Raw genomic sequence first — 22,853 nt, 5'->3', positions numbered from 1 at the left:
AGTGTGCGTTGTTTCGCTGATCGTGGACAGAGGACCCGGATTCAGCCGGCCGCGGGCGCCTCTTTCGCCTCCGGGAGGCGGCGCCATTTCTCCTGTACGACGACCTCGGTCAGCCGCCAGCCGTCGTGGGTGCGCAGCAGGGCGAAGGCGTAGCGGCCGCCGCACACGAAGTCGGGGGTGGCCGCGCCCCCGCCGTCCGCCGAGCCGTCCGCCGTGAACCGCATCGGATTGACGTAGTCGGCCCGCACGCGCGCGGTGTCGCCGGTGTCCTGCTCCAGGATCTCGAACCGCACCCGGCGGTTGACGATCAGATGCTGCCGCATGGCGAACAGGCGCATGCTCTCGGCGAGCCAGGAGGCCACCTTCCCCGCGCTTCCCTCGATGCCGCCGGCCGAGCGGTAGTCGGCCCGCCCCTCGGGCGTGAACAGCTCCTGGTACGCCTCCCAGTCGCCGTCGTCCACCGCCGCGGCGTAGTCGGTGACGACTTCGTCGACGGCCAGCCGGTCCATCACGGTCGCGAGCTCCACGCGCTGGGTCATTGGATCAGTGTTGAGCATGGGACGTGCCGGGCCAAGAGGGTGCGCGGCACCAACACAAGTTCCCTCCCCGCGAGGGCCGTCCGCGGCCCCGGCCGCAGCCTGCGGCTTCCTGTACTGACCGGATGATCACGGTTCCGCTCGGCGCGCTCGAAGTGGCCATGGTCCAGACAGGGGCCCGGCCCGAGGACACGCTCCGGGACACCACCGCCTTCGCCCGGCGCATCGAGGCCCTCGGCTACCGGCGCCTCTGGTACGCCGAGCATCACCATTCCCCGGCCATCGGCGCGTTCCCGCCCGTGGTCCTGGGCGCGCACGCGGCCGCCCTGACCTCCACCCTCCGCTTCGGTTCCGGCGGCGTCCTCGCCCCCAACCACGCCCCGATCATGCTGGCGGAGCAGTTCGGCACGCTGGCCGCGCTGCATTCGGGCCGGATCGATCTGGGCATCGGCCGCGGTCCCGGCACCTTCGAGGAGCCGACGGCGCGGGCCCTGCGCCGGGGGGCCGGGCCGGCGACGGACCAGGAGTACCGCGACGACGTGGAGCAGACTCTGCGTCTCCTGGTGGACGAGGTCGCCCTGCGTCCGCTGCCGGAGCCGTGGCTGCTGGCGTCGAGCACGGCCGGCGCGGCGCTCGCCGCCGAACTCGGGCTGCCGATCGCCTTCGCGCATCACATCCGTCCGGACAACACCCGGGCCGCGCTGGCCCCCTACCGCGAGCACTTCGCTTCGTCCCGCTGGGGTGCGCGCCCGCGCGTGCTGGTCTGCGTGGAGACGGTGTGCGCCGAGACGCAGAAGGAGGCGGCCTGGCTCGCGGGCCGGATGGACGTCGTCAAGGCCGGGCTGCTGAAGGGCCGTAGTGACTTTCCCTTCCCCACTCCGGAGGAGGCGGCCACCCACACCTTCACGGCGGAGGAGAAACAGGCGCCGGCGGTTTTCCGCGCTCAGCAGGCGTACGGCGCGCCCGACACCGTGGCCGAGCGGCTGACGGAGCTGGTGGAGGTGACCGCGGCGGACGAACTCAGGCTGGCGACGCCGGTCTACGCGGTGGCCGACCGCCTGCGCTCAGTACGAACCGGTGCAGCAGAACGTCGTCATGCCGCCTCGATGACGGCGCCGCGGATCGCGGCCGCCCACTCGACCACCAACAGCTCGTACTCCGCGCGCTCTTGGGCCGACAACGTACCGCCCGCGCGCATCCACAGCGCGCGGATCTGCTCGTTCACCTCGGCGGCGGACCGTAAGCGTACGGAACCAGGGGGCATGGAGTCGGGGGACATGCGCTCAAGCCTAGGGGGAAGGACTGACAGTGCGCTACCGGACGGCTACCGAGGCCGTATGTGATGGGTCACGGATTTTTCGATTTCCCGGTTTGAATCTTGAACAAGCCCTGTCCGCAAGGGCGTTGGGCGCTCAGTCCGCCGACTCGGCCGCGTGCGGGCTCAGTACGCCCGCCGTCACCAGGGCGATGATGACGATGCCGAGGGCGACGCGGTACCAGACGAACGGCATGAAGCTCTTGGTCGAGATCCACTTCATGAACCACGCGATGACGGCATAGCCGGACGCGAAGGCGATGACCGTCGCGAACAGCGTCGGGCCCCAGGGGACATGGTCGCTCTCCATCGCGTCCTTCAGCTCGAACAGGCCGGACGCCAGCACCGCGGGAATGGCGAGCAGGAAGGAGTAACGGGCCGCGGACTCCCGCTTGTAGCCCATGAACAGGCCGCCGCTGATGGTCGCGCCGGAGCGCGATACGCCGGGGATGAGGGCGGCGGACTGGCACAGGCCGTAGATCAGGCCGTCCTTCACGCCGAGGTTCTCAAGTGCCTTGCGCTGCTTGGGCGCCCGGTGCCGGCCGCCCGTCTCGTCGCGTGCCGCCAGCCGGTCGGCGGCGCCGATGACCAGACCGACGACGATCAGCATGGTGGCGGTGATCCGCAGATCGCGGAACGGCCCCTCGATCTGGTCCTTGAACAGCAGCCCGAGCACGCCGATCGGGATCGAGCCGACGATCACCAGCCAGCCCGTCTGCGCGTCGTGGTTCTTGCGCATCTCCTTGCTGGTGAGCGAGCGAGCCCACGCCGAGACGATCCGCCCGATGTCCTTGCGGAAGTAGATCAGTACGGCCGACTCGGTGCCGATCTGGGTGATCGCCGTGAAGGCCGCCCCCGGGTCCTTCCAGCCGGAGAAGGCGGCGGTCAGCCGCAGATGCGCGCTGGAGGAGACCGGGAGGAACTCGGTCAGCCCCTGGACGAGTCCGAGGACGAGGGATTCGAACCAAGACATGAAGTCACGGAGTCCAAGTGCTGATCGTGGAAGGGCGCAAGGCGCACCGCACCACCCGGCGTGGTGATCACGGGCAGCGTAGCGTCCCCGAATGACGTGCCCGGCACAGGGGTTTGACGGGGGTCAGGCCGCCGTGGGGCCCGCGACCGTCCACCCCTCGGCCTGCGGATGGGCGGTCAGGTCCTCGTGCCGGACGGCCTCGCCGCAGTCCCGGCAGGTGACGACGGGGACGAGTTCATGGCCGCAGACGTGCTCGATGACCATGGGGCGGCCGTCCTCCTCGCGAAGATGCCTGTCGCCCCACTCCATGAGGGTCATCAGGACGGGCTCCAGGTCGAGCCCCGCCTGGGTCGGCCGGTACTCGAAGCGCTGCGGCCGCTCGCTGTAGACGCTCTTGGTCAGGATGCCGGCGTCGACGAGGCGGCGCAGGCGGGTGGCCAGGATGTCGCGCGGGGCGCCGATGTTGCGCACCAGCTGGTCGAAGCGGCCGTTGCCCAGGCACACCTCCCGCAGCACCAGCAGCGAGTACTTCTCGCCGACGAGCGCCAGGGTGTCTGCGATGGAACAGGGGCGCGGATCTTTCGGGACGGCCATGAAGCCCAGTCTAGGGGAGGGTTTGATTTTCCAACCCACCGAGCTATGGTGAGTTTGGATTTCCTACTCACCGGTAGTCGCCCGCCGCTCGTCATGGAGGCCCGCACATGCGTGACGCAGTCATCGTCGAAGCCGTACGCACCCCGATAGGCAAGGGCAAGCCAGGTGGCGCCCTCGCGCACGTCCACCCCGTCGAACTCCTGGCTCACACCCTGCGCACCCTCGTGGAGCGCTCCGGCGTCGACCCCGCACTGATCGACGACGTCATCGGCGGCACCGTCGACCAGGTCGGCGAGCAGGCCATGAACACCACCCGCTACGCCCTGCTGTCCGCGGGCTTCCCGGAGACCGTCCCGGCGACCACCGTGGACCGCCAGTGCGGCTCCTCCCAGCAGGCCGTGCACTTCGCGGCGCAGGGGGTCATCTCGGGTGCGTACGACCTAGTCGTGGCCTGCGGCGTGGAGTCGATGAGCCGGGTGCCGATGTGGTCGAACGTGCCGCCCGGCAAGGACCCCTTCGGCCCCGGCGTCGCCGAGCGCTACCCGGAGGGCCTGGTCCCGCAGGGCATCAGCGCCGAGCTCATCGCCGCGAAGTGGTCGATCTCCCGCGAGCAGATGGACACCTTCGCGGTCTCCTCGCACCGCAAGGCCGCCGCGGCCTGGGACCAGGGTCTCCTCGACGCGGAGGTCGCGCCCCTGGAGGGCGTCACGCGTGACGAGTGCGTACGGCCGGGCAGCACCACCGAGATCCTCGCCGGACTCAGGCCCGCCTACCACGACCCGGTGTTCGCCGAGCGCTTCCCGCAGATCGAGTGGAACGTCACCGCGGGCAACGCGAGCCCCGTCAACGACGGCGCCTCCGCCGTGCTCATCACCTCCAGTGAGACCGCGGCCCGCCTCGGCCTGCGTCCCCTCGCGCGGCTGCACAGCTTCGCGGTCACCGGCTCCGATCCGCTGCTGATGCTCACGGGCGTCGTACCGGCCACCGAGAAGGTGCTGCGCAGGGCGCGGCTGAACCTCGACGACATCGACCTGTTCGAGGTCAACGAGGCGTTCGCCAGTGTCGTGCTCACCTGGCGGCAGGAGACGGGAGCCGATCTCGCGAAGGTCAACGTGCACGGGGGCGCGATCGCCCTCGGCCATCCGCTCGGGGCCAGCGGCGCACGTCTGACGACCACGCTCGTGCACGCCATGCGCGCGCGTGGCGCCCGCTACGCCCTGCAGACGATGTGCGAGGCGGGCGGACTGGCCAACGCGATGGTGCTCGAGAGCGTGTAGCCGGCGCTCACTGTCCGCGCAGGTGGTGACGCTTGCGCCAGGCCACCACCGCGGCGATCAGAGCCGGTACGGCGATGAGGGCCATGGCGATCAGGAAGGCGGGGGAGGTCGGCGACGAGGCGCGGGCGCCGGCGACGGCGTAGGCGGCGGTGTTCGGAACGGAGCCGAGCGCCGTCGCGATCAGGAAGGGGACCCAGCCCATGCGGGAGACGGCGGCGCAGTAGTTCGCGGCCCAGAACGGCACTCCGGGGAAGAGCCGGACCGCCATCATCGAGCGGAAGCCGTGCCGGCTCAGCTGCCCGTCCGCGGCCTTCAGCAGCCGGCCCCGCAGCAGCGGGCGCAGCGCGTCCTGCCCGAGCACCCGGCCCAGGCCGAAGGCGATGCCGGCGCCGAGCACCGTGCCGGTCAGGGCCGCCCCGGTGCCGAGCTGGGAGCCGAAGAGCGCACCCGCCCCGAGGTTCAGCAGCGGTCGCGGCACGAAGGCCACGCTGCACAGTCCGTACGCCGCGGCGAAGATCACGGCCGCGGCGGCCCCGCCGAACTGCGGCGGCCAGCCGTGCGCCAGCAGCCGCTGCGGCTCGTAGAGCAGCACGGTGCTCGCGGCGGCCGCGAGCAGGACGACGAGCAGGGCCAACCGCGACCACGGGGAGAGCAGCACGCGCGTGACGCGCGTGCTCGGTCCCGGCGGTGCGGGTACGGCGACGGCGAGCTCCGTGGCGGTGGCCCGGGGAGAGGCCGTGGCGGTGCCCCCAGAGCGGGTGGTGGCATCGAGCATCCAGTGACACTAACCGACAAATGTCCGTGATCGCCGTATGGTTCGTCTCATGAGCGTCACACGGGTGGTCAGCGCGCATGTGCCGTCGAGCACACTCGCCGACACCGTGCTGGAGCGGCTCACCGCCACGTACGCCGCCGGGGCCGACCCGGAGCGGGCCGCTCCGATGCGCGCGTACATGAAGGACGTGGCCCCCTTCCTCGGCCTCACCACGCCCGCGCGCCGCGCCCTGTCCCGCACCGTCGTGGCGGGCCTGCCCCGCCCCGCCGAGGCCGACTGCACGGCGATCGCCCTGCGCTGCTGGCAGTTGCCCGAGCGTGAGTACCACTACTTCGCCGTCGACTATCTGCGCCGCCACGCCCGCGCGTGCACCTCCGGTTTCCTGCCGGTGGCCCGGCACCTCGTCTCCACCGTCTCCTGGTGGGACACCGTCGATCTCCTCGCCGCCCATGTGGTGGGCGCGCTGGTGGCGGCCGATCCGGCCCTGACGGCGGACATGGACGCCTGGATCGTGGACGACGACCTGTGGGTGGCCCGCACCGCCCTGCTGCACCAGCTGCGCTACAAGGAACGCACCGACACCGAGCGCCTGTTCGCCTACTGCCTCCGCCAGTCCGGCCACCCCGACTTCTTCATCCGCAAGGCCATCGGCTGGTGTCTGCGCGAGTACGCCAAGACCGACCCCGAGGCCGTACGGACGTTCCTGGCGCGGGAGCGGGGGCGGTTCGCGCCGTTGTCGGTGCGGGAGGCGCTGAAGAACATCGGGGCCTGACCGGCCCGTTGCCCACTCGCGCCGGGAAGCACCGGCCGGGGGGAAAACCATTAGACGTCCGGCGACCGGTCGGCGATGATCGGCGTCATGTTCCGGTACGCCTTCCACCTCGCAGCATCCGCGGTCGCGGATGCCACGAAGGCTGCCGTCTCCCTTCTCGTCGCCGCAGTCGACGGCGCTCGAAGCTGACCCTCTCCGGATCGTCCGACGGACCCCGCAGGGGGAGGGTCGGCAAGTCCTTGGGGTCCTGAACTCTCCTACGAAGAGGCTTCGAGGTATCGCCATGCCCAAGACGGCATACGTGCGCACCAAACCGCATCTGAACATCGGCACCATGGGCCACGTCGACCACGGCAAGACCACCCTGACCGCCGCCATCACCAAGGTGCTGGCCGAGCGCGGCACCGGCACGTTCGTGCCGTTCGACCGCATCGACCGGGCCCCGGAGGAGGCCGCCCGCGGCATCACCATCAACATCGCGCACGTCGAGTACGAGACGGACACCCGGCACTACGCGCATGTGGACATGCCGGGCCACGCCGACTACGTCAAGAACATGGTCACCGGAGCCGCGCAGCTCGACGGGGCGATCCTCGTCGTCTCCGCCGTCGACGGGATCATGCCGCAGACGGCCGAACACGTCCTGCTCGCCCGGCAGGTGGGCGTGAACCACATCGTGGTCGCGCTCAACAAGGCGGACGCCGGCGACGAGGAGCTCACCGACCTGGTCGAGCTGGAGGTCCGCGAACTGCTCACCGCGCAGGGCTACGGCGGCGACTCCGTACCCGTCGTACGGGTCTCCGGGCTGAAGGCCCTGGAGGGCGACCCGCGCTGGACGGCGTCCATCGAGGCGCTGCTCGACGCCGTGGACACGTATGTGCCCATGCCCGAGCGGTACTTGGACGCGCCGTTCCTGCTGCCGGTGGAGAACGTGCTCACCATCACCGGCCGGGGGACCGTGGTGACGGGCGCCGTCGAACGGGGTGTCGTCCGCGTGGGCGACCGGGTCGAAGTGCTCGGCGCCGGGCTGGAGAGCGTCGTCACCGGCCTGGAGACCTTCGGCAAGCCCATGGAGGACGCGCAGGCCGGCGACAACGTGGCGCTGCTGCTGCGCGGCGTGCCACGGGACGCGGTGCGGCGCGGGCACGTCGTGGCCGCGCCGGGGAGTGTCGTGCCCGGTCGGCGGTTCTCGGCGCGGGTCTACATCCTGTCCGCGCGCGAAGGCGGTCGTACGACACCGGTGTCCAGCGGCTATCGACCGCAGTTCTACATCCGCACCGCGGACGTGGTCGGCGACGTCGACCTCGGTGCGGCGGCGGTCGTGCGCCCCGGGGAGACGGTCACCATGGCCGTCGAGCTGGGGCGGGCGGTTCCGCTGGAGCCCGGGCTCGGTTTCGCCATCCGTGAGGGTGGGCGGACCGTGGGAGCGGGAACCGTGACCGCCGTGGAGTGAGGCTGATGTGGGTGGGGGGCCGCGGGCCGCTGTGGCCGGCCGCGCAGTCCCCCGCGCCGCTTCGAGGCGTTGCCGGACCCGGTGTCCCGAACCGCAGCACAATGGATCCGTGACCGAGCCCATACCTGTGACCAGGAACGTCGACTTCGGCGTCGCCAAGCTCATGCCCGACGTCGACCGCGAGTGTGCCTGGCTGCTCATGGTCGACGGGGCGCCCCAGTCCTACGTGGACCTGGACGCCCCGGAGCACCTGGAGTTCGAGTACGCGCGGCGGCTCGGGCATGTGCTGGACACCGTCGCGGAGCCGGGGAGCCCGCTGGACGTGCTGCACCTCGGCGGGGGCGGGCTCACCCTTCCCCGGTATCTCGCCGCGACCCGGCCCGGCTCACGGCAGGACGTCGTCGAGGCGGACCGCGCCCTGCTGGAGCTGGTCGTGGAGCATCTGCCGCTGCCCGACGGCGCCGGCGTCACCCTGCACAGCGCGGACGCACGCGCCTGGCTGGAGGCGGCACCCGCCGGCTCCGCGGACGTACTCGTCGCCGACGTCTTCGGCGGCTCCCGCGTCCCGGCGCACCTCACCTCGGTCGCCTACGCCCGCGAGGCCGGGCGGGTGCTGCGCGACGACGGCGTCTACCTGGCCAACCTCGCCGACGCCGCGCCCTTCGCCTTCCTCCGCTCCCAACTGGCCACCTTCGCCACGGTCTTCGAGGAGCTGGTACTGATCGCCGAACCGGCCGTCCTGCGCGGCCGCCGCTTCGGCAACGCGATCCTGGTCGCCGCCCACCACCCCGTCGACATCCCCGCCCTGGCCCGCCGCACCGCCGCGGACGCGTTCCCCGCGCGCGTCGAACACGGCCCGGGCGTCAAGCACTTCATCGCCGACGCACGTCCGGTACGGGACGAGGAGGCGGTGCCGTCACCCGAGCCCCCCGACGGGGCGTTCGGCATCGGCTGAGGCGTCCTTCGCAGGGCCCGTGCTCTCCAGCACGGGCCTGGTGGTGCGGCGCAGGTTGCGCACATCCGGCACGCACAGGACCGCCGCCGTGACGACCACGACGAGCACCGAACAGCCCCACAGCGACGCCGTACGTCCGAAGGCCTCTTCGGCGGGACCCGCGAGGGCCGTCGCGACAGGGACCAGCGCGATGGAGCCGAACCAGTCGTAGGCCGAGACGCGGGAGAGCTTGTCCTCGGGTATCTCCTGGTGCAGCGCGGTCATCCAGGACACCCCGAACACCTCGACCAGCGCGCCGGAGAAGAGCATCACGGCGCACAGGACGCCCACCGGGACCGGAACGGCGAGGGCGGCCGAGGGCAGGGCCATCGGGAAGACGCACAGGGTGCCGGCGAGCAGCAGACGGCGCGGCTTCCAGCGGGTCATCAGCAGGGCGCCGCCGACCGTGCCCGCGCCGAAGAACGCCAGCGCCAAGCCCCATGGTCCCGCCCCGCCCAGGTCGTCCCGGGCGACGAGCGGGCCGTAGACCGCGTCGGCGGCGCCCACCACGGCGTTGGCGATCGAGAACTGGACGACGACGCCCCACAGCCACGGCCGTCCCGTGAACTCCCGCCAGCCCTCGCGCAGATCGGCCGCCATCCCGCCACCGGGTGCTCGAGGCGGGACATGGCTCACGTCGAGGAAGGCGCGCAGCGATCCGGCGACCGCGAACGCAGCCGCGTCCGCCGCGAGCACCCAGCCCGGTCCGACCACGGCGACCATCGCGCCGCCGAGCGCGGCACCGCCGAGTCCCGCCCCCTGCATCGCCATCCGGAACACCGCGAACGCGCGGCTCGCGTGCTCGCCCTGGACCGACGACATCAGCATGCCCTCGGCGGCCGGACCGAAGAACGCCTGGCCGGTGCCGCCGAGCGCGGTCAGCAGCATCATCTGCCACAACTGCGGGTGCCCGGTGAGGACGAGCAGCGCGAAGGCCCCCTGGGACAGACAGTTGAGGGCGTTGGCCGCGACCATCACGCGATGCCGGGGCAGCCGGTCCGCCACCGCGCCGCCGATCAGCAGGAACACCACGAGGGGCACGGTGCGGGAGGCGGCCACCAGCCCCACGTCGCCACCGTCGCCGCCCGCGTCCAGCACGGCGAAGGCGGCGGCGATCAACGCGCCGTTGCCGCCGAGGTTCGTGACCACGGCGGCGGCGGTGAGCAGGCCGTGGTTGCGGCCCGCCCACACGGGGCGCAGCGGACGACGGGAGGCGGCGGGTTCGGTCACCAGCGAACCATGGCCAGGGACCCCGCCTCGCGACAAACCGATTCAGCGGACCCCCCGTTCGCCCGGGTCCGTCACCCGCCGGTCGGCTCGCCGGACAGCCGTACGGTGCTCAGGATCTTCATGATCGTCGCGTCCGGGACCTCTCCCTTGACGCCGGTCGCGCCGTAGAAGTTCCAGGCCACGTAGTCACCGGCGGAGTTCTTGAAGCCGAACGTGATCGCCTTGCCGTCGCTCGCGCACTTGGACTTGCCGATCTGCGGGCTGTTGTGGGACCTGGCCCAGGCGTACTTGCCCGTGATGCCGGCGGCCGTCTTGAAGGACTTGGCCTTCTTGTCGAAGGTGAGGCTCTTCTTGTCCGGCTGCGTGTAACCGCCGAAGACCCACCAGGGCACCTGGTTCACGGCGACCTCGTCGGTGCTCTTCGCACCGTCGGCACCCTTGGTGCCCACGGCGGCGAGCGCCGTGTTGTCCGAGTGCCCGTCCTTGTCGGCGTCGGAGGTGCACCACTTGGACTTGTAGTAGGCGGGTGCCGACATGACGATGAGCGGCTTGCCGCTCGGGTCCTTGTCGTCCTCGAACCCGATGGTCATACCGGGGGAGTCGACCTCCCAGTCCGCCGGAACGTCGAATGCGGTGCCCCACTTGGGGTTCACCACGACCTTCCAGCCCGGGACGGTCGCCTTCGCGCCGGCGCCACCGCGCGGATTGTCGTCGGATCCGGACGCCGAGGCGCTCGGATCGGCCGACGCGGTGGGCGACTCCCTGACCTTCTTGCCCTTGGCGCTGTCGGCCTTGTCGTCGTCCTTGCCGCCGAGCACCAGGAAGCCGGTGACGCCCGCCGCCACGACCACGGCCGTGGCCGCCACGATCGCGACCAGCTTCGTACGGTTGCCGCCACCGCCACCGCCACCGCCACCGCCACCGCCACCGCCACCGCCACCGCCACCGCCACCGCCACCGCCGGTCGGCGGCTGAGGCGTGCCGGGCGCTCCCGGCGCCCCCCACTGCGGCTGCTGCGCATAGGGGTTGGGCTGCTGGTACCCGCTCTGCTGGTTGCCCTGCTGATACGGATTCGACTGCTGGTACCCCGGCTGCTGGTACGGGTTGTTCTGCGCTTGAGGGTTCTGCCCCTGCGCATTCTGCTCGCCCCCGGGCGGCTGCTGTCCTGGCCACATGAAGAGCCACCCTAGTGCTGCCCGGGACACGATTCGGTCACTGTGTCTCGTCGGGGCCGTAGCAATACGGGGGCGTCAGGATTCCTCGGGCGGAGTGTAGAGACGGACGGTGCCGAGGATTCTCCTGACCGTGGCGTCCGGGACCTCCTCGCCGACCCCCTTGGCGCCGACGAACGACCAGGACGCGAAATCGCCGTCGCCGTTCTTGAAGGCGAAGGTCGTCGCCTTGCCGTCGGAGTCGCACTTGTGCCGCTTCGTCACCCCGGACGACCGCGACGTGACGACACTGCCGGTGAGCCCCGAGGTGGTGGTGAAGGAGGCGGCCGGGCCGGTGGCGACCTTCTTGTGGTCGGGCTGGGTGTAGGTGCCGTAGACCCAGGCGGCCGAGTCGGAGCGGGCCGCCTCCGCGGTGCTCCTGGCCCCGTTGTTCTTCCTGGTGCCCGCGCTGGCCAGGGGGGTGTAGTCGGCCTGGCCGTCCTTGTCGTCGTCGGACGCGCACCACTTCGCCTTGAGCAGTGCGGGAGCCTTCATGGCGACCAGGGGCTTGTCGTCGGGGTCGTCGTTCTCCGCCACGTAGGACACCCAACCCGGCGACTGGAGGGCCCAGTTGGCCGGTACGTCGAAGGCGATGCCGGCGTCGGCGTTCACCACGACCTTCCAGCCGGCGACGGTGGGCTTCAGCTTCCCGCCGGCGCGTGGATCCGCCGTGGCGGTCGGCGACGCCGAGGAAGGCGTCGGGTCCGGATCGGTCTTGTCGTCGCTGCCGCCGCCGAGCAGTACGGCGCCGGTCACCGCGGCGGCCACCACGACGGCCGCGGCCGCTGTGACAGCAATCACCTTCGTACGGCGGCCGCCGCCCGGAGGCCCGGACGGCCCGCCGGTGGCCGCACCCGCGACGACGGTCGGCGGCTGCCCTCCGTACGGAGTCGGCTGCCCCGCATAGGGATTGGGCTGCTGGTATCCGGGTTGCTGGTACGGATTGCCCTGTGCCGGTTGCTGCTGCGGTTCCTGACCGCCCCCCGGCTGCTGCTGTCCTGGCCACATGGACCGTAACGATACGGCGATCACCGTACGAGTCTGGCCAGCTGTCGCTACTCGTGGGTAACATCCACCTCATGAGCGCAGACCAGATGTCGATCGGCGAGATGCTCGCCGCGACGGTGCCGATGGCCCGGACCCTGAATCTCGAGTTCCTCGAGACCACGGCCGACAAGGCCGTGGTGGCACTGCCGGACCAGGGTGAGTACCACAACCACGTGGGCGGGCCGCATGCCGGCGCGATGTTCACGCTCGGGGAGTCCGCGAGCGGGGCGATCGTGCTCGCCGCGTTCGGGGACCAGCTGGCGCGGGCCGTGCCGCTCGCCGTGAGCGCCGAGATCGCCTACCGGAAGCTGGCGATGGGTGCCGTCACCGCCACCGCGACCCTCGGCCGGCCCGCCGCCGACGTCGTGGCGGAGTTGGACGCAGGGGAGCGGCCCGAGTTCCCGGTGTCGATCGAGATCCGGCGCGCGGACGGTGCGGTCACCGGTGAGATGACCGTGGTGTGGACCCTGCGCCCCAACGGCTGAACGACGATGGTGAGTTGAGGCCCGGGTACGTGCCGTTCCCGGGCCTTCGGTGCGCCGCCAGGCCGGGCCTTCGGTGCGCCGTCAGGCCGCGAGCGGCGGCCCTTCGCCGCCGCGCCGCCCTCCAGACCGGCCACGAACTCCTTGAGCCAGGCGACGAATTCGGGGCCCAGGTCGTCCCGGTCGCAGGCCAGGCGGACCACCGTGCGCAGATAGTCGGCCTTGTCGCCCGTGTCGTAGCGCAGCCCGTCGAAGACGACGCCGTGCACCGTGCCGCCCGCGGCCAGTTCCCGGAGGGCGTCGGTGAGTTGGATCTCGCCGCCCCGGCCGGGCGGGGTGCGCTCCAGGTGTCGAAGACGGCCGGGTCGAGGACGTAGCAGCCGATCACCGCGTACCGGCTCGGCGCGTCCTGGGGCGCGGGCTTCTCCACCAGGCCGGTGACGCGGACGACGTCCTCCTCGCCGGTCGGTTCCACGGCCGCGCAGCCGCAGAGATGGACCTGCTCCGGCGGGACCTCCACCAGCGCCACGACGCTTCCCGCGTGCCGGTCGCGGACGTCGAGCATCCGGCTGAGCAGCGTCTCGCGCGGGTCGACCAGGTCGTCGCCGAGCAGGACCGCGAAGGGCTGGTCGCCGACGTGGCGGCGGGCGCACAGCACAGCGTGACCGAGGCCGAGCGGCTCGCCCTGGCGGATGTGGCGGATGCTGGCCGGCCGGGCCGGGTCGCGTACGGCGTCCAGGCGTACGGCGTCCCCCTTCGGCGTCCCCCTTGGCCGTGAGCGCCTGTTCCAGCTCGAAGGCGTTGTCGAAGTGGTCCTCGATGGCCCGCTTGTGCCGGCCGGTGACCATGAGGACGTCGGCCAGCCCGGCCGCGGCCGCCTCCTCGACGACGTACTGGATGGCCGGCTTGTCGACGACCGGCAGCATCTCCTTCGGCGTGGCCTTGGTCGCGGGCAGGAACCGCGTACCGAGTCCGGCCGCCGGGACGACGGCCTTGCGGACGGTGCGGGCGGGGGTGCTGGAAGCGTGGGGGGCGATCATGCGGCGCATGCTGGCGGACGCGGATGAGAGCCGGCCGAGAGGAACTTCGGAGCCCGCTGTGGGTCCGCGGGCGGTGGAGATTTCGTGTGCCAACCGCCCTATGGCGCACACAACTTGGTGGACGGATCAACGAATATTTCGAATGCGGGTGCGGGTACCGCCGGTAACTTATTTGAGGTTAGCGCCTTTTGGTTCGGAGCTGTTCGAACTCCTTGTTTCCTGTACGTCAATTGTGCGAAAGTGAGCGACCCTATACGGGTCCCAGAACTCGACGCGGTATAGGTACGCACCAATCGGGCGTCTGATTTCCGTTGGATGCGTTTTCCCCCCACCGTCCGCCGCATGGAAGGAAATGGTTCCGTGCAATCCCCCTACCCCCCACGCCCGCCCTATCCACCCCGTCCCGGATCGGGTACACCCGAGTCCGACCGCAACCTTCTCGCCCAGCTGGGCCAGGGCCCCGAGGGAGCCCGCGCATCCGCGTTGCTGCTGGCCCGGCACTGGCGCGCGACCTTCGACTACGCGGTCATCTGCCTGGCCTCCGGGGAGGACCCGGCGGCCATGGCCGCGGCCGCCGCGTTCCACCGGGTCCTGCGCCGACCGACCGGCGGCGCCCTGCGGCCGCACCTCCTCACGGCCGTACGGGACACGGTCAAGGAGTGGGCGGCAGATGACGGTATCTCCGTTGTTCTGCCGGAACTCCGCAAACCGACCGGCGGGCGCGGACTGCGTGCCGCGCGGCCCGTGACACCGGAAAGGCGGCGCCTTGCGGAGCGGGCATTTCAGGCACTTCCGGGAGCTTCGCAATGCCTCCTGTGGCACACCGAGGTCGAGGCGGAGCCCATATCCGTACCGGCTGGTCTGTTGGGGGTGGATCCGGGCACCGCGGCGGCCGCGCTGGAGCAGGCGCGCGAGCAATTCAGAGTGGGCTGTGTGCGCGCACACCGGGAACTCGCGCCCGGCAAGGAATGCCGTTTCTACAACCGCCTCCTCGATGTCCCGATACGCCGGGGCGGTGCCCTGCTCCCGGATGTCCAGCAGCACCTGATGGCCTGCCGCTACTGCCGTCACGCCGCCGAACAGCTCAGCCATTTCGAGGGCGGTCTGGAGGAACTGCTCGCCGGAACCGTGCTCGGCTGGGGCGCCCGGCGCTATCTCGACTCCCGCCCCCGCCGCGGCGGCGGCCTCGCGCCGACGCCCGGGCGCGGCCCCCTGCGGCCGGGAGGCGACGGCCGCCACCGCCCGATCCCGTCGCGCAGACACACCATGGCGGTCGCCGTGAGTGTCGGTGTGGCAGCCCTCGCCCTGCTCGCCACCGTGCTCGCCGTCAAGGGCTGGACCGACGACAACGGTGTCCCCGGACGGCAGGCCACCTGGGGAGCCGAGAGCAGCAGCACCCTGCACCCGTCGCGCTCCGCGGAGGGCACCCCGCCATACGGCACGCAGCCCGCCTCCGCGGGACGGCCCGCCTCTCTGGGGCAGCCCGCCTCCGTGGGGCAGCCCGTCGAAATCGGACGCGGCAGGTTCCGCAGCATCGGGGCCGGCCTCTGCCTCGACGTCGAGGGCGGCCGGGCCGCGTCCGGTGCCGCGGCCGTCCTGGCGGCCTGCTCCTCCGCCGGCTCGCAGCAGTGGTCGTACCAGAGCGACGGCCTGCTGCGCAGCGGCCTGGACCCGACCCTGTGCCTCGCCTCCGGCGTCGGCGCGCGCCCGGTGACGCTGGCCGGGTGCCTGGTGCACGGCAGCGAGATCCGCTACGACCTCACGGTCCGCGGCGAGCTTCTGCTGCGCGACGGCAAGGGGCTGCTCGTCGCGCCGGGCAGGGGGACGTCGGTCGTGGTGACGGCGCGGGACGGTACGGCCGGGCAGCGCTGGGCGCTCGATGCCGGCCATGACGGAAGTGGCCGTACGGGCAAGGGGGTTGAGCCCACGAAGGACTCTCCCGGCAGCACGCCGAAGCCGCCCGGGGTGAAGTCCCCGCCGCGGAAGTCCGAGGACGGGCAGTACGAGGAGCGGTTCGCCCCGGCCGGCAGCGGCTCTGCCTCGACGGCCCCCCGTCACGCAGTGGGCGCGGTCGAGGCTCGGCTCAAGTCGGTCAAGTCCCCGCTCGAACCTGCGCTGAACATGGCCCTACACCCGTAGAGCGTCACCCGGGGCCGCCCCACCGGGCGGCCCCGTCTTCGTTTCTTGTCGGCACGAGAGCGTTTCTTGTTCGCTTCATTGACACGAGTCACTGCCGGTCATAGTTTTCCCGCCGCGCCCCTCGTGGCCGACGGAGTGTCAAGTCGGCCGCAACGCATGGTGCGTTCACAGTCCGAACGCACATCGTCGTGTTCGCGCACCGAAGGAGTGACGGCCCATGACCGACACTGTCTCCCGGAGATCCGCACTGCGCCTGCTGGGCGGCGCCATAGCCGTCGCCACGGCGGCCACCAGCGGTCTCACACCCCCCGCACACGCGCTGGGCAGACCCGAGGCGGGGGCCGGCCCCCGCGTCGAAGGCCTGATCGGCAAGCTCACCCTCGACGAGAAGATCTCCCTCCTGCACGGCGCCACCGACCCCAACCCGCTCGGCCAGGCCGGCTACGTCCCCGGGGTGCAGCGCCTCGGCATCCCGCCCTTGCGGCTGACCGACGGCCCGGCCGGTGTCCGCGTCACCCGGCACGCCACCGCCCTGCCCGCGCCCGTCCTGCTCGCCTCCGCCTTCGACCCGTCCCTCGCCCGCCGCTACGGCCAGGTCGTCGGCCGCGAGGGCCGCGCACTCGGCCAGGACGTCCTGCTCTCCCCGATGGTCAACCTCATCCGCACCCCGTACGCCGGCCGCAACTTCGAGACGCTCAGCGAGGATCCGCTGCTCGCCGCCGACCTGGTCGCCGCGGAGATCGGCGGCATCCAGGGCGAGCACCTCGTCGCGACCGTCAAGCACTACGCGATGAACAACCAGGAGCAGGACCGCATGTCGATCGACGTGCGGGTCGACGAGCAGACCATGCACGAGCTCGAACTGCGCGGCTTCGAGGCCGCGGTGAACGCCGGCACCGGCGCGGTGATGGGCGCCTACAACAAGGTCAACGGCACCTTCGCCTGCGAGAACCGGACACTGCTGACCGGCATACTGCGCGAGCAATGGGGCTTCGGGGGCTGGGTGATGACCGACTGGTTCGCCGCGCACAGCACCCTCGCGGCGATCACCGCCGGCCTCGACATGGAGATGCCCGACGGTGCCTACTTCGGTACGGCGCTGAAGTCGGCCGTGCAGAACGGCAGCGTGCCCGAGCGGTACGTCGACCGGGCCGTGCGCCGGATCCTCGGCGTGATGGACCGCTTCGGACTGCTCGACGGCAGCGTCCCGCCGCGCCCCGACCGCGACGCACCGGCGGGCGCGGCCCTGGCCCTGGAGGTCGCCAAGGCGGGCGCCACCCTGCTGCGCAACGAGCACGGCACGCTGCCCCTGAGACCCGGCGGCAGCGTCGCGGTGATCGGCCCCACCGGCAGCCTGCCCTTCGTCAGCGGCGGCGGTAGCGCCCACGTCGTGCCGGACCACGCCGACAGCCCGCTGGACGCCGTCAAGTCCCGCGCGGGCAAGGTCACTTACGCGCTCGGCGAGGACCTCTTCGGCAAGGCGATCCCGGCGTCCGCGCTCAGCCCCGCCTTCGACAGCGAGGGCCGGCAGGTGGCCGCCGGGCAGATCTGGACGTACGACGGGACGCTCGCCGCCCCGGAGACCGACGAGTGGACCTTCGTCCTGCACTTCTCCTCCGCGCCCACGGCCCGCCCCAAGGTCCTCCTCGACGGCACCGAACTCTTCCCGCAGGCCCCCGGATACGGCGAGTTCTTCACGGGCGGGCTCGTCTCGGCCGCCCCCGACGGGCTGTCCGTGCGCCGCGCGACCCGCACGCTCGCCAAGGGCTCCCACTCGCTGCGGATCACCGCGCAAGGGGGAGCCGGCGGGCTGACGTTCCGGCTGCGCAGGAGCACCGGCGCCACCCGGGCGCAGGACGTCGCCGAGGCCGTCGCCGCCGCCCAAGTCGCCCGCGACGTGGTGCTGTTCGCCTACGAGGACGCCACCGAGGGCCTGGACCGCGGCACGATCGCCCTGCCCGGCCACCAGGAGCAGCTGATCGAGGCGGTCACGGCGGCCAACGCGCGCACCACGGTCGTCCTCAACACCTCGTCCTCGACGTCGATGCCGTGGTTGCGGCGCACCGGCGCCGTGCTCCAGATGTACTACCCGGGCCAGGAGGGCGCGGCCGCCACCGCGGCCGTCCTGTACGGCGAGTGCGACCCCGGCGGCCGCCTCACCCAGTCCTTCCCGGCCGACGACGACCACCACCCCGTCGCCGGCGACCCCCGCCGCTACCCGGGCGTGGACGGCACCGAGGAGTACTCGGAGGGCATCCACGCCGGCTACCGCTGGTACGACGCCGAGGGCGTACGGCCGCTGTTCCCCTTCGGGCACGGACTGTCGTACACCTCCTTCTCCTACGAGGACCTGCGGGCGCGGCGGACCGGGCACGGCCTGGAGGTGTCCCTCACCGTCCGCAACACCGGCCGCCGGGACGGCGTCGCCGTGCCGCAGGTCTACGTCGGGCCCTCGCCGCACCTGCGACTCGACCAGGCGGTAAGGGTGTTGGGCGGATACCGGCGGCTGGCCCTGCGCGCGGGGGAGCGGCGGCGCGTCACCGTGACTGTCACCGCGCGCACCCTGTCCTCCTGGGACACCGGGCGTCACGGCTGGGTGCTCGGCACCGGCCGCCGCGCCGTCTGGGCCGGGTCGTCCTCGGGCGATCTCCGGCTGCGTACGAACGTGGAGGTGAGCAGATGATCCGGCGCATCGTCATCGGCCTGACGGCCCTCGCGGCGGCGCTCGTCGCGCCCGTCCCGGCGGCGCAGGCCGCGTCGGCGGGCGGGAGCCCCGTCGTCCGCACCGAGGCGGGTCCGGTGCGGGGTGAAACCACCGCCGAGGGGCGGCAGTTCCTCGGCATCCCGTACGCGGAGGCGCCGGTCGGCAGTCTGCGCTGGCGCGCACCGCACCCCGTGCGGCCCTGGCACGGGGTGCGCTCCGCACGGGACTTCGGCAACAAGTGCGTGCAGACGTCGAGTTGGGACCCCGGCTACGAGCAGCCCTCGTACACCGAGGACTGCCTGGACCTCAATGTGTATGTGCCCGAGGGGTCCGCACGGCGGTCGGTCCTGGTCTGGTTCCACGGCGGCGGACTGACCGCGGGCGCGGGTCAGGACGTCGTCCCCGACGTGTTCGCACGGCAGACGGGCACGGTCGTGGTGACCGTCAACTACCGCCTCGGCGCGATGGGTTTCCTCGCCATGGCCGGTCTCGACGGCGAGACCCACGACGGGGTCTCCGGCAATTTCGGCATGCTCGACCAGCAGGCCGCCCTGCGCTGGGTGCGCGCCAACGTCGGCCGCTTCGGCGGCGACCCGGGCCGTGTCACCATCGCGGGAGAGTCGGCCGGCGGCCGCTCGGTCTGCACCCAGCTGGCCTCACCCACGGCCCGCGGCCTGTTCCGCGCGGGCATCATCGAGAGCGGTGCCTACGACGACTGCAGCGCACGGACGCATCAGGACGCGGTGACGCAGGGAACCTCCTTCGCCCAGAAGCTCGGCTGCTCGACCGTGTCGTGCCTGCGCGGCAAGTCCGCCCGCGAGGTCCTCGAGGCCCAGGGCGACTTCGACTGGGGCCCGGTGACCGGTGGCGCCTTCCTGCCGGTGCAGCCCGAACAGGCCGTCGCGGACGGGACCGCCTCCCGGGTTCCGGTGATCAACGGCTCGAACAAGGACGAGGGACGGCTCTTCGCCTTCTCCTCGTTCGACCTGGGCGGCACGCCCCTCACGGCCGAGCAGTACCCGGGGGTCATGCGGGACAACTTCGGCGAGGAGGCCCTCGGGCGCTACCCGCTCGCGGACTACCCGACGCCGACCATCGGTTTCGCCACCGCGCTCGGCGACACCCTGTTCAGCTGCCCGGCGCTGCGGCTCGACGGCCTGCTCGCCGCCCGCGGTCCGGTCTACTCGTACGAGTTCGCCGACCGCACCTCCCCGCCGTTCGCCTCGCTGCGCAATCTGCACACCGACTTCGACTTCGGCGCGACCCATGTGAACGAGATCCAGTACCTCTTCAAGCACTTCGGACTGGACTCCCCGCTGAACGCCGAGCAGAAGGCCCTGTCGCGGCAGATGGTCCAGTACTGGGGATCCTTCGTGCGGACCGGAGTGCCCCGTGCCGAGGGGCAGCCCACGATGCCCGCCGGCCCCGGGACGGTGCTCTCCCTGAAGACGGCGTCCAAGGGCGGGAACACCCTGAGCACCTCTGTCCATCAGGAACACCAGTGCGATCTGTGGGACGGCGCCTCGAACGGCTGACCCGGTAGGCTTCCCGGTGTGCGCCCCGCGCGGGCGCGCGCCGGGAACGCAGGAACAAAGGGTCACAAACGGGAGGACCGGCGTTGCACGTCCAGGAATGGCTCGACACGGTACCCGCGGCCGCCGTCTACGCGGTGGTGGCCCTGGTCATCGGCGTGGAGAGCCTGGGTATCCCGCTGCCCGGCGAGATCGTCCTGGTCTCCGCCGCCCTGCTGTCCTCCCAGCACTCCGGGATCAACCCGATCGTGCTCGGCGCGTGCGCGACCGCGGGCGCCGTCGTCGGCGACTCCATCGGTTACGCCATCGGGCGCAAGGGCGGACGGCCGCTGCTGGCCTGGCTGGGCACCAAGTTCCCCAGACACTTCAGCGAGGGACACGTCGCCACCGCCGAGCGGTCCTTCGAGAAGTGGGGCATGTGGGCCGTCTTCTTCGGCCGCTTCGTCGCCCTTCTGCGCATCTTCGCGGGCCCGCTCGCGGGCGTGCTCCACATGCCGTACTGGAAGTTCCTCATCGCCAACGTCCTCGGCGGCATCTGCTGGGCGGGCGGCACGACGGCCGTCATCTACTACGTGGGCATCGTCGCCGAGGACTGGCTGAAGAGGTTCTCCTACCTCGGGCTGGTGGTCGCCGTGCTGATCGGCCTGACGTCCATGCTGGTCCTGAAGCGCAAGGCGACGAAGGCGGCCGCCGCCAGGGAGCGGGAAGCGGCCGAGGCGGAGGCCGTACCGGCTGTCGACTGAGCGCCGCCCGCCGTCGCCCTACGCCTGTTCGTGCACTTCGTGGTGCGTCTTCGCCAGCTCCGCGTAGAGCGTGCCGTTCAGGGTGACGACCTCGCGCTCCTCCGGCGTCAGCTCCCGCTTCACCTTCGCCGGCACGCCCGCCACCAGCGAGCCCGGCGGCACCTGCATCCCCTGCGGCACCAGCGCCTGCGCGGCGACGAGCGACCCGGCGCCGATCACCGCGCCGTTGAGGACCGTCGCCCCCATGCCGATCAGGCAGTCGTCCTCGACGGTCGCCCCGTGCACCACCGCGTTGTGCCCGACGGACACCCGCTCGCCGATGCTCACGGGGAAGCCCGGGTCGGCATGGAGCGTGCAGTTGTCCTGGATGTTCGCCTGAGCTCCCACGGAGATCCGCTCCACGTCGCCGCGCAGGACGGCGCCGTACCAGACGCTCGTCCCGGACTTCAGCGTCACATCGCCGATCACCGACGCCGTGGGTGCCACGAAGGCCTCGTTGTCGATCTTCGGTTCCCTGCCGCCGATCCCCGTGATCAACGCTTTGTGCGTCATCGCCTCTCCTCGTCCTCGGTTCAAGACGCACCGTAAGCGATGGACTCCCCGGGCGGCCCGCCAGGTCGCGCGTCACCCGCCGTGGGCGAGCGGGGGAGGCCCGTACGGGTCACCTGCCGTGGGTGATGCCCGCCGGGCAGCGTCGTCGGACCGTGGTGCCATGGAGCCCACGACGCCGCGTCAGCGCTGGTTGGCACGGGCGTCACTGGCGGCCGCCGCGGCGTCGGTGCTCGTCCTCCTCGTGTTCGCGGGGCTGAAGACCTTCGGCCTGCTGGTGGTCGGACTGTTCGGCACGGTGGTGACCGCCGCGGCTCTGTGGTGGATCCTGACCCGCCGCGGCCCGGTCCGTCTGCTCGCGGCGCTGCTGGCGGTGGCCGCGCCGGTCTGGATGCTCGTGGCCTACACCGGCGCCCATCTGCTCCGGGTCGTGCTCGTGGCGTGGGCACTGTGGCTGCTCGCGCTCGCGGCCGGCCGGGGTGCCCTCGTGCGGACCGACCGGCCTGCCGTGCCGGCCGAGGGCCCCGCGCCGCGCGTCGAACGCGCCGTGCTGATCATGAACCCGCGGTCGGGCGGCGGCAAGGTCGAGCGGTTCGGGCTGCGCGCGAAGGCCGAGTCGCTGGGCGCCCGGGTGCTGCTCCTGGCGGGCCCGGGGGAGACCGACGTCTCCGAGCTCGCCCGTAGGGCCGCGGCCGAGGGCGCCGATCTGCTCGGCGTCGCGGGCGGGGACGGCACCCAGGCACTGGTCGCCGATGTCGCCGCGGGGCTCGACCTCCCGTTGCTGGTGATCCCCGCGGGCACCCGCAACCACTTCGCGCTCGACCTGGGCCTGGACCGTGAGGACCCCTCGAAGGCTCTGGAGGCCCTGCGCGACGGAGTGGAGCTGCGGGTCGACCTCGGCCGGGCGGGCGGGCGCCCCTTCGTCAACAACGTGTCCTTCGGCGCCTACGCCGAAGTCGTGCGGAGCTCGGCGTACCGCGACGGCAAGACCCGCACCACCCTGGAGCTGCTGCCCGACCTGCTCCTGGGCGAGAAGGGCGCCACCCTGACGGCCCGCGCGGGCGGCACCCTCTTCACCTCGCCGCAGGCCCTGCTGGTCAGCAACAACCCGTACGGCACCGGCGACATCGCGGGCCTGGGCCGCCGGGCACGCCTGGACGGCGGGGTGCTGGGCGCGGTCGGCGTGGTCGTGAACAGCGCCGCCCAGGCCGCCGGCCTGCTGCGCGGGCGCCACGCCGCCGGACTGACGCAGGCGACGGCGGCGGAGGTGGTCGTCGACGCGGACCGGCCGTCGATCCCGGCCGGGATCGACGGCGAGGCGCTGGTCCTGCCCGTCCCCGTGCACTGCGTCGTACGGCCGCACGCGCTGCGCGTGCTGGTGCCGCGGCACCGCCCGGGCATGCGGGCGGCGCGGCCCCGGCTCGAATGGCGCCGGCTGGCCCGGATGGGCCTCCCGGCCGTGCGCGGACCGCGCGGCTGAGGACGCA

Annotated in this window: 19 protein-coding genes and 2 pseudogenes; 11 read left to right on the top strand and 10 right to left on the bottom strand. The window is 72.0% G+C overall.

Annotated elements, in window-relative coordinates; translation table 11 throughout:
* Nucleotides 1-41: 41 nt before the first annotated feature.
* Complete coding sequence (locus ACGFYN_RS22465) at nt 42-539, bottom strand: nuclear transport factor 2 family protein (protein ID WP_393867617.1); 498 nt, start codon at nt 537-539, stop codon at nt 42-44.
* 122 nt (nt 540-661) lie between these two features.
* Here ACGFYN_RS22465 and ACGFYN_RS22460 point away from each other — a divergent pair.
* Nucleotides 662-1,552: pseudogene (locus ACGFYN_RS22460) on the top strand (MsnO8 family LLM class oxidoreductase); the annotation flags it as partial.
* A gap of 77 nt (nt 1,553-1,629) precedes the next feature.
* On the opposite strand, the gene ACGFYN_RS22455 reads toward ACGFYN_RS22460, so the two are convergent.
* From ACGFYN_RS22455 to ACGFYN_RS22445, 3 genes are all read right to left on the bottom strand, one after another.
* The gene (locus ACGFYN_RS22455; protein WP_393867685.1) at nt 1,630-1,815 is read right to left on the bottom strand and encodes a hypothetical protein; all 186 of its coding nucleotides are present in this window, start codon (nt 1,813-1,815) and stop codon (nt 1,630-1,632) included.
* A 133-nt stretch (nt 1,816-1,948) separates the two neighbouring features.
* A complete protein-coding gene (locus ACGFYN_RS22450) occupies nt 1,949-2,824 on the bottom strand; it encodes an undecaprenyl-diphosphate phosphatase (RefSeq protein ID WP_393867616.1) in 876 nt (291 codons plus the stop codon).
* A 123-nt stretch (nt 2,825-2,947) separates the two neighbouring features.
* Nucleotides 2,948-3,418, bottom strand: a complete 471-nt coding sequence (locus ACGFYN_RS22445) for a winged helix-turn-helix transcriptional regulator (protein WP_393867615.1) — start codon at nt 3,416-3,418, stop codon at nt 2,948-2,950.
* A gap of 107 nt (nt 3,419-3,525) precedes the next feature.
* Here ACGFYN_RS22445 and ACGFYN_RS22440 point away from each other — a divergent pair, with 107 nt between their 5' ends.
* Nucleotides 3,526-4,695 carry a thiolase family protein gene (locus tag ACGFYN_RS22440; protein WP_393867614.1) on the top strand — a complete coding sequence of 390 codons (1,170 nt, stop codon included), beginning with the start codon at nt 3,526-3,528 and terminating at the stop codon, nt 4,693-4,695.
* Between the two features lie 7 nt (nt 4,696-4,702).
* Here the strand turns inward: ACGFYN_RS22440 and ACGFYN_RS22435 are convergent, their stop codons facing one another.
* Nucleotides 4,703-5,470: a TVP38/TMEM64 family protein gene (locus ACGFYN_RS22435; protein WP_393867613.1), complete on the bottom strand. Its 768-nt coding sequence runs from the start codon at nt 5,468-5,470 to the stop codon at nt 4,703-4,705.
* A 49-nt stretch (nt 5,471-5,519) separates the two neighbouring features.
* Here ACGFYN_RS22435 and ACGFYN_RS22430 point away from each other — a divergent pair, with 49 nt between their 5' ends.
* From ACGFYN_RS22430 to ACGFYN_RS22420, 3 genes are all read left to right on the top strand, one after another.
* Entirely contained in the window at nt 5,520-6,242 is a 723-nt protein-coding gene (locus tag ACGFYN_RS22430) for a DNA alkylation repair protein (protein WP_393867612.1), read from the top strand.
* Between the two features lie 283 nt (nt 6,243-6,525).
* Nucleotides 6,526-7,695, top strand: a complete 1,170-nt coding sequence (gene tuf / locus ACGFYN_RS22425) for an elongation factor Tu (protein WP_393867611.1) — start codon at nt 6,526-6,528, stop codon at nt 7,693-7,695.
* A gap of 109 nt (nt 7,696-7,804) precedes the next feature.
* Nucleotides 7,805-8,650, top strand: coding sequence for a spermidine synthase (locus ACGFYN_RS22420; RefSeq protein WP_393867610.1), 846 nt, complete (start codon nt 7,805-7,807; stop codon nt 8,648-8,650).
* On the opposite strand, the gene ACGFYN_RS22415 is transcribed toward ACGFYN_RS22420, so the two are convergent.
* From ACGFYN_RS22415 to ACGFYN_RS22405, 3 genes are all read right to left on the bottom strand, one after another.
* Nucleotides 8,612-9,919 carry an MFS transporter gene (locus tag ACGFYN_RS22415; protein ID WP_393867609.1) on the bottom strand — a complete coding sequence of 436 codons (1,308 nt, stop codon included), beginning with the start codon at nt 9,917-9,919 and terminating at the stop codon, nt 8,612-8,614. The two genes, ACGFYN_RS22420 and ACGFYN_RS22415, sit on opposite strands and share 39 nt — an antisense overlap.
* A gap of 71 nt (nt 9,920-9,990) precedes the next feature.
* Entirely contained in the window at nt 9,991-11,094 is a 1,104-nt protein-coding gene (locus ACGFYN_RS22410; protein WP_393867608.1) for a hypothetical protein, read from the bottom strand.
* Nucleotides 11,095-11,169: 75 nt separating this feature from the next.
* Nucleotides 11,170-12,138 carry a hypothetical protein gene (locus ACGFYN_RS22405; protein ID WP_393867607.1) on the bottom strand — a complete coding sequence of 323 codons (969 nt, stop codon included), beginning with the start codon at nt 12,136-12,138 and terminating at the stop codon, nt 11,170-11,172.
* Nucleotides 12,139-12,209: 71 nt separating this feature from the next.
* Between ACGFYN_RS22405 and ACGFYN_RS22400 the strand changes: the two genes are divergently transcribed.
* Nucleotides 12,210-12,662, top strand: coding sequence for a DUF4442 domain-containing protein (locus tag ACGFYN_RS22400; protein ID WP_393867606.1), 453 nt, complete (start codon nt 12,210-12,212; stop codon nt 12,660-12,662).
* Between the two features lie 95 nt (nt 12,663-12,757).
* Here the strand turns inward: ACGFYN_RS22400 and ACGFYN_RS22395 are convergent.
* Nucleotides 12,758-13,699, bottom strand: a pseudogene (locus tag ACGFYN_RS22395) (UTP--glucose-1-phosphate uridylyltransferase); the annotation flags it as partial.
* A gap of 360 nt (nt 13,700-14,059) precedes the next feature.
* On the opposite strand from ACGFYN_RS22395, the gene ACGFYN_RS22390 reads away from it, so the two are divergent.
* The 4 genes from ACGFYN_RS22390 (at nt 14,060) to ACGFYN_RS22375 (ending at nt 20,817) form a co-directional block, all read left to right on the top strand.
* Nucleotides 14,060-15,838, top strand: a complete 1,779-nt coding sequence (locus tag ACGFYN_RS22390; protein WP_393867605.1) for an RICIN domain-containing protein — start codon at nt 14,060-14,062, stop codon at nt 15,836-15,838.
* 217 nt (nt 15,839-16,055) lie between these two features.
* The gene (locus ACGFYN_RS22385; protein ID WP_393867604.1) at nt 16,056-18,521 is read left to right on the top strand and encodes a beta-glucosidase; all 2,466 of its coding nucleotides are present in this window, start codon (nt 16,056-16,058) and stop codon (nt 18,519-18,521) included.
* On the top strand, nt 18,518-20,077 hold the full coding sequence (locus tag ACGFYN_RS22380; protein ID WP_393867603.1) for a carboxylesterase/lipase family protein: 1,560 nt from the start codon (nt 18,518-18,520) through the stop codon (nt 20,075-20,077). Before ACGFYN_RS22385 ends, ACGFYN_RS22380 begins: the two co-directional genes overlap by 4 nt.
* An 83-nt stretch (nt 20,078-20,160) precedes the next feature.
* The gene (locus ACGFYN_RS22375) at nt 20,161-20,817 is read left to right on the top strand and encodes a DedA family protein (RefSeq protein ID WP_393867602.1); all 657 of its coding nucleotides are present in this window, start codon (nt 20,161-20,163) and stop codon (nt 20,815-20,817) included.
* An 18-nt stretch (nt 20,818-20,835) separates the two neighbouring features.
* On the opposite strand, the gene ACGFYN_RS22370 is transcribed toward ACGFYN_RS22375, so the two are convergent.
* A complete protein-coding gene (locus ACGFYN_RS22370) occupies nt 20,836-21,369 on the bottom strand; it encodes a gamma carbonic anhydrase family protein (RefSeq protein ID WP_393867601.1) in 534 nt (177 codons plus the stop codon).
* A 160-nt stretch (nt 21,370-21,529) separates the two neighbouring features.
* Here ACGFYN_RS22370 and ACGFYN_RS22365 point away from each other — a divergent pair, with 160 nt between their 5' ends.
* Entirely contained in the window at nt 21,530-22,846 is a 1,317-nt protein-coding gene (locus tag ACGFYN_RS22365) for a diacylglycerol/lipid kinase family protein (RefSeq protein ID WP_393867600.1), read from the top strand.
* Nucleotides 22,847-22,853: the final 7 nt, after the last annotated feature.

The organism is Streptomyces sp. NPDC048419 (assembly GCF_043200415.1).
Lineage (GTDB): Bacteria > Actinomycetota > Actinomycetes > Streptomycetales > Streptomycetaceae > Streptomyces.
This window is presented reverse-complemented; position numbering and strand designations above follow the sequence as displayed.